The organism is Stenotrophomonas sp. 2YAF22 (assembly GCF_052114665.1).
Lineage (GTDB): Bacteria > Pseudomonadota > Gammaproteobacteria > Xanthomonadales > Xanthomonadaceae > Stenotrophomonas > Stenotrophomonas indicatrix.
Map to the genome: position 1 here is coordinate 1 of NZ_JBFRFE010000066.1, position 10778 is coordinate 10778.

12 protein-coding genes and 1 tRNA gene are annotated in these 10778 nt (G+C 67.3%); 4 read left to right on the forward strand and 9 right to left on the reverse strand.

The genetic code is table 11. From position 1 onward, the window contains the following. The first annotated feature begins 402 nt into the window (after positions 1-402). Complete coding sequence (locus tag AB4Y84_RS04515) at positions 403-807, forward strand: hypothetical protein (RefSeq protein ID WP_442249819.1); 405 nt, start codon at positions 403-405, stop codon at positions 805-807. Positions 808-865: 58 nt separating this feature from the next. Here AB4Y84_RS04515 and AB4Y84_RS04520 read toward each other — a convergent pair. The 4 genes from AB4Y84_RS04520 to birA all read right to left on the reverse strand — a co-directional run bounded on the left by AB4Y84_RS04520 (position 866) and on the right by birA (position 3519). Further along, a tRNA-Thr gene (locus AB4Y84_RS04520) sits at positions 866-941 on the reverse strand. Positions 942-982: 41 nt separating this feature from the next. Next, on the reverse strand, positions 983-1816 hold the full coding sequence (locus tag AB4Y84_RS04525) for an SPOR domain-containing protein (RefSeq protein ID WP_105163274.1): 834 nt from the start codon (positions 1814-1816) through the stop codon (positions 983-985). A 9-nt stretch (positions 1817-1825) separates the two neighbouring features. After that, entirely contained in the window at positions 1826-2557 is a 732-nt protein-coding gene (locus tag AB4Y84_RS04530) for a type III pantothenate kinase (protein ID WP_025878323.1), read from the reverse strand. Continuing rightward, positions 2554-3519: a bifunctional biotin--[acetyl-CoA-carboxylase] ligase/biotin operon repressor BirA gene (birA, locus tag AB4Y84_RS04535; RefSeq protein WP_442249820.1), complete on the reverse strand. Its 966-nt coding sequence runs from the start codon at positions 3517-3519 to the stop codon at positions 2554-2556. The genes AB4Y84_RS04530 and birA overlap by 4 nt, the downstream gene beginning before the upstream one ends. Before the next feature lie 143 nt (positions 3520-3662). Between birA and AB4Y84_RS04540 the strand changes: the two genes are divergently transcribed. After that, positions 3663-3938, forward strand: a complete 276-nt coding sequence (locus AB4Y84_RS04540; protein WP_088100739.1) for a hypothetical protein — start codon at positions 3663-3665, stop codon at positions 3936-3938. Then, the gene (locus AB4Y84_RS04545) at positions 3905-4696 is read left to right on the forward strand and encodes a zinc-dependent peptidase (RefSeq protein WP_428704076.1); all 792 of its coding nucleotides are present in this window, start codon (positions 3905-3907) and stop codon (positions 4694-4696) included. The genes AB4Y84_RS04540 and AB4Y84_RS04545 overlap by 34 nt, the downstream gene beginning before the upstream one ends. An 85-nt stretch (positions 4697-4781) precedes the next feature. Here the strand turns inward: AB4Y84_RS04545 and AB4Y84_RS04550 are convergent, their stop codons facing one another. The 4 genes from AB4Y84_RS04550 to dusA form a co-directional block, all read right to left on the reverse strand. Continuing rightward, positions 4782-6206: an ATP-binding protein gene (locus AB4Y84_RS04550; RefSeq protein ID WP_032978238.1), complete on the reverse strand. Its 1425-nt coding sequence runs from the start codon at positions 6204-6206 to the stop codon at positions 4782-4784. Between the two features lie 22 nt (positions 6207-6228). After that, positions 6229-6912, reverse strand: a complete 684-nt coding sequence (locus tag AB4Y84_RS04555) for a response regulator transcription factor (RefSeq protein ID WP_004136763.1) — start codon at positions 6910-6912, stop codon at positions 6229-6231. Between the two features lie 72 nt (positions 6913-6984). Further along, entirely contained in the window at positions 6985-7353 is a 369-nt protein-coding gene (locus AB4Y84_RS04560) for a hypothetical protein (RefSeq protein ID WP_025878314.1), read from the reverse strand. A 212-nt stretch (positions 7354-7565) separates the two neighbouring features. Continuing rightward, a complete protein-coding gene (gene dusA / locus AB4Y84_RS04565; RefSeq protein ID WP_312787151.1) occupies positions 7566-8597 on the reverse strand; it encodes a tRNA dihydrouridine(20/20a) synthase DusA in 1032 nt (343 codons plus the stop codon). Positions 8598-8742: 145 nt separating this feature from the next. On the opposite strand from dusA, the gene AB4Y84_RS04570 reads away from it, so the two are divergent. After that, on the forward strand, positions 8743-9321 hold the full coding sequence (locus AB4Y84_RS04570; protein ID WP_442244015.1) for a hypothetical protein: 579 nt from the start codon (positions 8743-8745) through the stop codon (positions 9319-9321). A gap of 57 nt (positions 9322-9378) precedes the next feature. Here the strand turns inward: AB4Y84_RS04570 and AB4Y84_RS04575 are convergent. Continuing rightward, a partial coding sequence (locus AB4Y84_RS04575; RefSeq protein WP_442249821.1) for an XVIPCD domain-containing protein occupies positions 9379-10778 on the reverse strand: 1400 nt, incomplete at its 5' end.

A 10778-nucleotide genomic window follows, 5' to 3' on the forward strand; every position in this document is an offset into this window, starting at 1 on the left:
GCTTCTGCCTGTTTCATGATCCAACAGCACGCCGCGCAGGATGTCGTTTTTGCCTTGGGATTGGCCACGACAAGCCAATTGCGATAATTCACTTTTCCTTTCAAACAGCGCGATGCCATCGGAACAATCGACTGGCACCCCGTGATTCTGCGTGCGCATGATGAATCGCCATCGACGACGGATGGCCGGGGCTTCCAATCCCGAATGAGTTGAGTTGTTTACGCTTGTCAGCCGGCGCCACCACCTCGGGGGTGGCGCCGGCTGGCAATCCGTCTGCTGCGTTACGGCGGGCGGTGCGTGGGGGCCTCGCGCCCACCGGCTTCTCAACTCACCGGTATTGGAAACCACGCATCGTCCGCCACCCCCTGCGGTGGCGCCTCTCTTGCACCCGAGGTTGCCCACATGCCCGTTCCTGACTATCCCTATCTGACCGCCACGCTGGGCGACGCCGCCGAACGCCTGCCCCCCGAGCTTGCGCAGCCGTTGGAAGCCGCGTTCGCCGCCACCGTCGATGTGCCGGACCCGATTACGTTGCAGGGCTGCCTGCAGCGCATCCGCAACGGCGATGGTGCCGACGGCCAGCCATGGCGCAGTCCAGCGCTGACACCCGGCCAGGGCATGGCCATGGCACGCGCCGACCGCGCCGCTGCCGGGCTGACCACCTTGCTGGAAATATTCCACGCTGCCGAGCGCGTGCGGGTCGATGGAGRMGACCGGCAGCAGATCGGCGACGGAACGCGCGAAGGGCTGCTGCTGGCGTGCCGGGGATTGGCGGAGTATGTGGAGCTGCAGCTGCATGCGGCGTAGGCACACAGACACTAGCCGGCCCCATGCAACAAAAGGGCCAATGGAGATTGTCGGGAGATGGTGCCGCTTATCCGAATCGAACGGATGACCTACTGTTTACAAGACAGTTGCTCTACCAACTGAGCTAAAGCGGCACGGGGTGAAACGCCTACGGCAGCGCCGTGGTTGGGGAATTCTAGCGCAGTCGCGTGCATTCCAGCGACCGTTGCTGCGCGGCACCGCTGCGCTGCTGCGCCTGGGCCGGTTCACTGCCGGTGGCCAGCTGCCCTTCCAGCCACCATTGGCCGGCATCGCCGCTGGCCACCAGACGTGGCTGGAAGCCGGCGGCCTGCACCGCGGCCATGCGCCGTTCGGCGCCCTCGCGGTTGCGGTACTGGCCCAGCGCAATGGCGTTGGTCTCGTCGCCCTGGCTGATGATGTAGTAGTCGCTCAGCCCGGCAGCGACGATGCGCTTGACCGTGGCCTGCGCGTCATCGCGGCTGGCGGCGGCGGGCAGCAGCACGCGGTAACGGGCGCTGCCGCTGGCGGCGGGCTGCTCGCGCAGGCGCACCTGGCTCAACAGGTTGCCCGCACGGCTCTGCGCAGCGGTGGCAGCGGCGCGGTCGGCGAACGGGCCCAGCGCCAGGCAGCGCGGCGGTGCTGCAGGGCCTGCGGGTTTCTCGGCCACCGGTTCCGGCGCTGGCTTGGCGACGGCGGCCACCGGCTCAGGCGCCTTCACTGGTTCGGCGGGCTTGCTGGGTGCTGCAGGTGTCGCCGCTGCCGGTGCGGGTGCAGCGGCCACTGCGGTAGCCGGCGCTGCCTCACGCTCCACCAGTGCTTCAGTGGGTGCCGCTGCCGAGGCCTGCGCGGCCACAGCCGCATCGGTGCCACCGGGCAACCAGCGCAGCTCGGCCACGCCGGTCGGGGGCGGTGGCAACGGCGCGCGCGCGGGTTCATCGCGCAACAGCCACCAGGTGGCAACACCAAGATTGAGGATCGCCAGCACGACGATCAGGGCACGGGTCAGCATGCGCCGATACTAGCCTGCGGGCTGGTGCACCGCCCAGCGGGCGAGGCCATCCAGCACCAGCGAGGGGTGATAGTCGGCGCCGTCCAGCAGCGGCATCAGCGCGGGTGCGCCACCGCCATGCACCAGCAGCGACGGCATGACGCCCAGCAGCGCCTGTGCCTGGCGGGCGCTGCGTTCAACCAGCGCCACGGCGGCACCATCGCAGCCGGAGGCCAGCGCGTCGGCGGTGTCGTTGGCGAATTCGCTGTAGTCACCGCCGCTGGCCGGCAGCTGCACCGCGCGCGCGTGCAGCGCCTCGCGCATGGTGGTAGGCGAGGCGGAAATGCGTCCGCCGTGATGCTGGCCGTTGGCATCCAGCAGGTCGATGGTCAACGCGGTGCCGACACCGACCACCAGCACCGGCCGCTGTGCCTTGGCGGCAGCCAGCAGCGCCAGGAAGCGGTCGACACCGAATTTTTCCGGCTTGGCGTAGGCAATGCGTACACCCGCACACTGGGCGCTGGTGCGCACCACATGCACGTGCTCGAAGCGGCGCTGCAGCTGATCCAGCATCGCGCTGGTCAGCGACGGCGCGGCGACGCTGGCCACAAACGCGGTGCCGCCACTGGGCAGGCTGTGCGGCGGTTGCCCGGCCATGCCTTCGGCGCCATGCGCCCAGGCCTGCACGTCACCGGCACGGTCACCCTGCAACGGCGCGAACTTGAAGCGCGAATTGCCCAGATCGAACAACCAGTCGCTCATGCTTTTCTCACACTGACTTCGCCGGCATGCAGCAGGCGCTCGCGGCCATCGATACGCACGCGCAACGCGCCATCGTCAGCCAAGCCGAGCGCGGTACCGTGCTGCCATTCGCCATCCAGCTGCACGCRCACTTCGCGCCCGGCCAGCATGTCGAACGCTGCATAGCGCGGCAGGAACGGTGCCAGCCCTTCGCGATCGAACGCTTCCAGCGCCGGCAGCAGGCGTGCCAGCACCGCGGCCACCACCGTGTTGCGATCCACCGATGCGCCGGCCAGCGTGTCCAGGTCCACCCATGGCTGGGTGATCTGTTCGGCGAACGCCGGCGGCATGTGCACGTTGATGCCGATGCCGATCACTGCACGCGCCGGGCCGGCGTATTCGCCACCACCCTCGGCCAGCAGGCCCACCAGCTTGCGGCCATCGACCAGCACGTCGTTCGGCCACTTCAGCTGCGCCTGCGTGTAGCCCAGGTCGTGCAGGGCTTCGGCCACGGCGACGCCGGCGACCAGGCTCAGCCCGGCCAAGCGGCCGAGCCCACCCTCGAACAGGCGCAGCACCGACAGATACACATGCGCGGCCAGCGGCGACGCCCAGGTGCGCCCGCGACGGCCACGGCCGCCGGTCTGGCGCTCGGCCAACAGGACGCTGACACCGCGCTGGGGCGCGCTGCAGCGCAGCAATTCGGCGTTGGTGGAATCCACCGTCCAGACCACCTGCAGGTCGTGCAACAGTGTTGCGGCCTCCTTGGGCAGGCCGGCGCGGATGGCTCCGGCTTCCAGCAGGTCGACCGGCCGGGTCAGCCCGTAACCCTCGCCTGCACGCCCTTCAACCTCAACGCCGGCGGCCCTAAGCCCTTGAATACGCTTCCAAATGGCGGCCCGGGTCTGGCCCAGCTCACGGGCCAGGGCGTCGCCGGACAGGCGACCGGCAGCGAGTTTGGCCAGCAATTGGCGATCGTCCACGGCAGCTTCCACAAGGTCAGGACGGAATTATGCGGGAAACCCGCCAGCGACGCCCGCCAGCCCCGGTTCCGGCGGGCTTCCAATCTGGCGCCGGGTTCGGGCTAGAATCGGGAACTCACCTTCCCTTAACGTGGATGTCGTCAATGCGCCGTTATGCCCATTGCCTGATCCTGCTGACGATGCCCTTTGCGGCGTCTGCAACAGCAGCGCTTGATGACAGCCGTGGCGCCTGCGTCTACTCGGCCAGCGATGCAGCCTCGCAGCGCACACCGACCAACACGCCGACAGCGACGGCCGCCAAGCCGGCACCGGTACGTCCGGCCGCCGCGACCAGCAGCGGCGGTGGCGGCGACGACGATGTACTGCAGCGCATCCGTGCGCCGAAGTGGCACAGCTACCTGCCGGGTATGTTCCGCTGATCAAGTCGTTGCTGCAGTGGTTGCGGCCCGCGCCGCGACCGATCGAAGACGCACACTGGAACGATGCCTGCCACCGCGCAGCGTGGTTGCGCGGCCTGGACGACGAACGGCATGCACGCCTGCGCGCGCTGACCACGCGTTTCCTGCATGAGAAAACCATCTCCCCGATCGGCGACCTGCAGCTGCAGCCGGCCGATGGCGTGCTGCTGGCCGCACTGTGCTGCCTGCCGCTGCTGGAGTTCGGCGAGGTGGGGCTGGAAGGCTGGTCGCAGCTGATCGTCTACCCCGATGCGTTCCGCGTGCATCGCAGCCACATGGATGCCGCCGGGGTACTGCACGAGTGGGATGACGAGCTGATCGGCGAGTCGTGGGACAGCGGTCCGCTGATTCTTTCGTGGGCCGATGTGCAGGCCGATCTGGCGGCACCGCATGAGGGTTACTGCGTGGCCGTGCATGAGATGGTGCACAAGCTGGATGCGCTCGACGGTGCGATGGACGGCACGCCACCGTTGCCGCGTGCGTGGCAACGCGAGTGGGCAGCTGACTTCCAGAGATCGTACGACGCGTTCTGTGCGCAGGTGGATGCCGGCGTGGAAACACTGATCGATCCGTATGCGGCAGAGGCGCCGGAAGAGTTCTTCGCGGTGGCCAGTGAGTACCACTTCTCTGCGCCGGACCTGCTGTCCGAAGCGTTGCCGGAGGTGGCTGCGCATCTCAGGCGGTTCTACGGCGAGCCGCCGAGGATAGAAATACGGTAGCGCCGGCCGCTGGCCGGAAACCTGGCAATGCCATCGAAGATCATGAGGTTGCCGGCCAGCGGCCGGCACTACCGAGTGCGGAGGCTTACGGCCCCGGCGGCAGCCGCACTTCGAAACGGGCGCCGCCCAGTTCGCTGGAGCGGGACACCTGCAGCTCGCCGCGGTAGTCCTTGATCAGGTCCTGCACGATCGACAGGCCGATGCCGTGGCCCTGTACGCGCTCATCGCCGCGCACGCCACGCTGCAGCACCTTGCCGATGTCCTCCGGAGCAATACCCGGGCCATCGTCATCCACCGCCAGCAGCAGACCGGCGCGACGCGCATTCGGCGCCGGCAACGGCTGCGCGGTCAGCAGCACGCGGCGCTTGGCCCACTTGAACGCGTTCTCCAGCAGGTTGCCCAGCAGTTCCTGCAGGTCACCCGGTTCGCCGTGGAAGCGCGCGGCCGGGTCGATGTCGAATTCGCACAGTACGCCCTTGGACGCATAGACCTTCTCCAGGCCGCGCACGATCTCCTCGGCGTTGGATTCGATCGGCAGCGGTGCCGAGAACAGCTTGTGGCCCGACGAGGCCGCGCGTGCCAGCTGGTAGGACACCAGGTTGTTCATGCGCTGCAGCTGCACGTCCAGCTCTTCGCGCAGGGCGCCATCGCCGGCGCCGCTGTCCATCTGCGTACGCAGCACCGCAATTGGCGTCTTCAGGCTGTGCGCCAGRTCGGCCAGGGTATTGCGCTGGCGTTCGAGGTTCTCACGCTCGCCCTCGATGAAGGCATTGATGCTGTCGGTCAACGGCTCCAGCTCGCGCGGGTGTCGTTCGCTCATGCGCTCGGTCTCGCCGCGCTGGACCTTGGTCAGTTCGGTAATCACCCGCCGCAACGGGCGCAGGCTCCACTGCAGGATGACCGTCTGCAGCAGCAGCAGGATCAGGCCGATGCCGCCCAGGTAGAACCAGACCCGGCTGCGGAACACGCGCAGCTGCGCACCCAACGCACGCGAGTCTTCCATCACGTAGATGGTGTACGGGAATTCGGTGGCCGGGTCGGCGTCGGCATCCCACACCAGGCCCAGGCCGTAGCGATACACCGAGCCCTGGCTGCCGTCGATCTGGATCATCGGCAGCGGGCCTTCGAAGACTTCCTGGCGCGGGGCCAGCAGGCCACCGCCGACCGTGGGCAGCATCGGGCCTTCGGCGGACATCGAATTGCCCTTGCCGTCGGGCATGACGACCTGGAGGTACAGGCCGCTGCCGGGCACGTCGAAACGCGGATCCGGCGGCTGCTCGCGGATGTACAGCGAGCGGTCGCGGGTGAAGTCGATGCCGGCCGCATAGGCGGTGGCATAGTTCTTCAGGCGCTCGCGCAGGTTCGCCTTCGCCGTATCGGCGAAGGCGGCATCAAGCGCGTAACCGGCCAGGGCCAGGAACGCGACCAGACCCACGGACGCGGCGAACATCTGGCGCGCCTGCAGAGAGCGCGGCCGCCAGCGTCGGAAGAACCACAGACGGCCGGACATCGTTTATCGCCTGCTGAAGGCCTCAGCCCTCGTTGCGCGGAATCGCGAAACGGTAGCCACGACCGCGCACGGTCTCGATCGGCTTCAGTTCGCCATCCGGGTCCAGCTTCTTGCGCAGGCGGCCAATGAACACTTCCAGCACGTTCGAATCACGATCGAAGTCCTGCTGGTAGATGTGCTCGGTGAGGTCGGCCTTGGAGACCAGTTCTCCGGCATGCATCATCAGGTACTCCAGCACCTTGTACTCGTAGCTGGTGAGGTCGACATTGCTGCCGGCCACGCTGACGGTCTGCGCTGCCAGATCCAAAGCAACCGGGCCGCATTCCAGGGTCGGCTTGCTCCAGCCTGCGGCGCGGCGCAGCAGCGCGTTGACGCGGGCCAGCAGCTCTTCCACATGGAACGGCTTGACCAGGTAATCGTCGGCGCCCTGCTTCAGGCCCTCGACCTTGTCCTGCCAGCTCGAACGCGCGGTCAGGATCAGCACCGGGAACTTCTTGCCTTCGTCGCGCAGGGCCTTGATCAGCTCCATGCCCGACATCTTGGGCAGGCCAAGGTCGATGATGCCGACGTCGAACGGCACTTCGCGGCCCATGTACAGGCCTTCTTCGCCGTCCTGCGCTGCATCGACGGCAAAACCTTCGCGCTTGAGCCGGGCTGCCAGGGTCTCACGCAGCGGGGCTTCGTCTTCGACCAGAAGGATACGCATGAACTCTCCCTAGTGTGCTGGGTGCGGCCCGGAGGCCTGTGGGTACGGGTTGATAGCGACAACTATCCCTGTTCAGGGGTTATCGCCGCGTAGTGATGACATATCCGACCGCGGCGTGCGCGGCTGTGAACGTGCCGGGGCGGGGTCGTCCATGTAGCGGACCCGACCGCGGTCGTCCATGTATTTGACCCGGTTGATGTCACGACCATCGAACGGCACACGCTCGGCGCCCAGGATGTGGCCACCGGTGGTGCGCTGCACGCGGCGCACGGCATCGGACAGCGAGCGCTCGTTGCTGGCGCCACGGCCTCCACGCTCCATCATTTCTGCGCGCCCCTGTTCCCGCTGCGGGTCCTGCGCCAGCGCCGAAGACAGCGGGGCAGCCGCCAGGACCACGCAGGTGGCCAGGGCAATACAGCGGTGGAAGGGAGCGGAAGACATCGATGCGATCCTAGCCGAGCACGGCGATTCGTTCAAAAGTCGTAAATCCGGGCACCGGAATGGAACCCGGCGTTTTACAAATCTTTTGCAAATTCTTGGTTTCGGGCAGTGAATCCGGTCTGAACTTTTCCAGATGCTCCAGACCGTTGTTCAGCTAAGTGAACATTCGGGACGAAACGGCCGCCCTTGTCAAGTCAGGAATGTGACTGACGTCACGCAGCGGCACGGTCGGCTTCGCGTTCGGTGACTGCCAGCGCCTGCTCGATCAACGTCCAGTCGGCACCGGGACGATGGGCGCCCTCGCTCAGCACCTGGCGGAATGCGCGGCCACCGGGCTGTCCGTGGAACAGGCCGAGGATGTGGCGGGTGATGTGCTTCAGGGCCAGGCCCTCGCCCAGGCGGGCGTCGATGTACGGGCGCAGAGCGCGCAGCAGCTCACCGCGCGCACGCAGCGGCGCGCCGGTCTGCAGCGCTTCCAGCTGATGCAGCAGGTAGGGATCGTGGTAGGCCGCGCGGCCCAGCATCACGCCATCGACGTGCGCGGCCTGCGCCTGCACAGCCTCGATGCTGGCCAAGCCGCCGTTGAGCACCACCGGCAGTGCCGGGCGCTCCTGCTTCAGCCGGTAGGCCCAGTCGTACTTCAACGGCGGAACCTCGCGGTTCTCCTTCGGCGACAGGCCCTTCAGCCAGGCATTGCGGGCGTGCACCACTACCATCGCGGCGCCGGCCTCAACCTGGCGGTCGACGAAGCTGGCGAATACGTCGTAGTTGTCGTCCTCGTCCACGCCCAGGCGGCATTTCACCGTCACCGGGATGTCAACCGCCTCGACCATGGCCGACACGCATTCGGCCACCAGCACCGGCTCGCGCATCAGGCAGGCACCGAAGCGCCCGGCCTGCACGCGGTCGGACGGGCAGCCGCAGTTGAGGTTGACCTCGTCGTAGCCCCAATCGGCGGCGATGCGCGCGGCCTGCGCCAGCAGGGCCGGATCGCTGCCACCGAGCTGCAGTGCCAGCGGTTGTTCGCTGGCATCGAAACCGAGCAGGCGCTGGCGATCGCCATGGATGACCGCATTGGCGTGCACCATTTCGGTGTACAGCCGCACACCCGGTGCCAGCAGGCGGTGGAACACCCGGCAATGGCGGTCGGTCCAGTCCATCATCGGGGCGACGGACAGACGCAGGGAATCAGCGTAACGGGCGGTGGCGGACGTCATCGGGCGGTTGATCGTGGAGACTGGCATTGCCAGTGAGATCAATAGTTTACACCGGGCGGATGAATGGCGACGGGCAGCCGGGTTGCAGGCCGGGTTGCCGCTGCCGCCGTTGCGTGGGGATACTCGGCACGCGAGTTCCTGTTGCACCGCGCCTGTTGGAAGGGAAGCCACAATGAAACCGACTGCATCCTCGCTGGCGGGCTCTGGCCTCGCCTGCCTCACCCTGCTGGCGGGACTGGCCCTGGGCAGTGGTTGCAGCAGCGTCCGCGACGCACGCCTCACCGAAATCAGGCCGGGCCCACGATGCGACTTCACCGAAGGCGCCACCTTCGACAACCGGCCGGCCTACCTGTCGGCGGGGCAGGAAAATGCACCCATCGGTGCGCTTTCCAGGCTCTTTGGCGACTACAACAAGGACATCCACCAGGTCACGATCCACCAGGAGGCGAGCCGGCTGGTGGCCCGCTTCCATGCCGCCGACGGCACCGGCATCGAGGCTGCAGGCAGCGCTTCCAGCAGGAGCTACAGCACCCAAGGAGAACAGCTGGTCATCAACCGGTGGTCATCGTGCAAACCGGGCGAGGCCGGCGCCGGCTGCGTCTGGTCGCGCGTGGAACTCTCCTGCACTGTGGAAAACGATCTGGTGGTGAAGCAGGTAGGCGGAGGCGCGGTCCTGCTGGCCCTGATCATCCCGATGGGCCAGCGCAGTACCCAGTTCGGGGTGTACCGGCGGGTCGGCCCTGCAGAGTGAATCCGCAGAAGGCCCCGGGTCGTTGGGCCCGGAGCCTTCGGCCACAGTGCAGCAGGCTTACAGGCCGCGGTTGCGCACCTGCTCCTGCTGCTGTTCCTGCACGCGCTGGTTGAACTGGACATCCAGTTCCTCGCTCTGGCGGGTGCTGGCCTCGACCGACTGCGACACGGCCTGTCGGCTGTCGACGAAGGTGCGCTGCGCGGCCGGGTCGCCGACATTGCCCTGCACGGCGAACAAGCCGCTGCCATCCGGGCGTGCGACCACATGATCGATCTGGTGCATGCCGGCGACCTTGCTTTCGTAGGCGAGCTGTCCAGCGGCGCGTTCGGTTTCCTGCGCGTTGGCGAACAGCGGGCACAGCCCGGCCTGCGCACGCTGCTGCTGCAGCTCCTGCAGTTTCTCCAGGGCCTGGTTGAAGCGCGGATTCTCGGCATGCGAAGGATCGCGCATGCTGGGCGCTGCCGGTGCGGTCGGTTCGGTGCGCGCCGGGGCGGCGGCGGTCTGCGCGCCGGCCTTCACTGCGGCCGGGTCGTCCAATCGGCCCAGGGTTTGGCGGCCAGCCTTGCCATCCTGCTCCAGGCCGTTGTTGGCCTGGAACTGCTTGACCGCCGCAAAGGTGTCCTTGCCGTAGATGCCATCGGTCGCCAGCGGCTTGCCGTCGGCGCCCACGTGGCCCAGTGCCGCCAGCTTGCCCTGCAGCGCTTTGACCTCGTCACCGCGTTCGCCCTTCACCAGCATGCCATCAGCCATCGGCGCCTGCTGCGTGGCACGTGCGGCCTGCGCGGCTTCGGGCCCCTGCGCGTGTACCTTGCCGCCGAGGGTGATGCGGTCGTTGAGCATGTCGCCGAGGTAGCGGCGGAACTGCGCTGGCTCTACTTCGATATGCGCGTGCACCGGTTTGCTGCCGGCGTTCGACTGCTGGATCAGCGGAGCGCCGTACTCGACGAAGTCACCGTTCTTGTAGGGCGACGTGCCAGCGGCGCCGTGCAGCACCTGGCCTACCAGCTCACGGCGCGGATCGCCGGCCGGGTGGCTGTAGAGGCTGATCGAATTGGTCGCGTCCTTGTTGAACTGCGCGTAGCCGGCCACCGGGTTCGGAATCATCACATCGCGACTGCCCAGGCGATCGGTGAGGATCAGGTCCTTGCGCACCAGCGGAATGTCATTCTTGTCCTCACGTGTGCGGATGTTCTCCATCTCGCCTTCGACCATGCCCGATTGGCGGTCGGCCTTGCGGGCATCGCCGGTGCGCACGGCTTCGGCATTGGTGTTGGGATGATGGATCTTCAGTTCGCGATAGGCCGTTTCGCCACTGATGCCGTGGGCCAGCGTGCGGTTGCTGGTGACATTGCCGTAGGGCTCGATCACCGTGATGCGGCCGCCACCGGGGGCGGCCGCCACCGGCGCACCATCCGTAGAGGGCGCCTTCGGCTCGTGGCGTTCCGGCGAGGGTACCG

Bases quoted from the DNA above. Each gene is read 5' to 3' on its own strand.
- AB4Y84_RS04525 (WP_105163274.1), bottom strand. From the start codon at position 1,816: ATGCTGACCCGTGCCCTGATCGTCGTGCTGGCGATCCTCAATCTTGGT.
- AB4Y84_RS04530 (WP_025878323.1), bottom strand. From the start codon at position 2,557: ATGAGCGACTGGTTGTTCGATCTGGGCAATTCGCGCTTCAAGTTCGCG.
- AB4Y84_RS04540 (WP_088100739.1), top strand. From the start codon at position 3,663: ATGCGCCGTTATGCCCATTGCCTGATCCTGCTGACGATGCCCTTTGCG.
- AB4Y84_RS04555 (WP_004136763.1), bottom strand. From the start codon at position 6,912: ATGCGTATCCTTCTGGTCGAAGACGAAGCCCCGCTGCGTGAGACCCTG.
- AB4Y84_RS04560 (WP_025878314.1), bottom strand. From the start codon at position 7,353: ATGTCTTCCGCTCCCTTCCACCGCTGTATTGCCCTGGCCACCTGCGTG.
- dusA (WP_312787151.1), bottom strand. From the start codon at position 8,597: ATGCCAGTCTCCACGATCAACCGCCCGATGACGTCCGCCACCGCCCGT.
- AB4Y84_RS04570 (WP_442244015.1), top strand. From the start codon at position 8,743: ATGAAACCGACTGCATCCTCGCTGGCGGGCTCTGGCCTCGCCTGCCTC.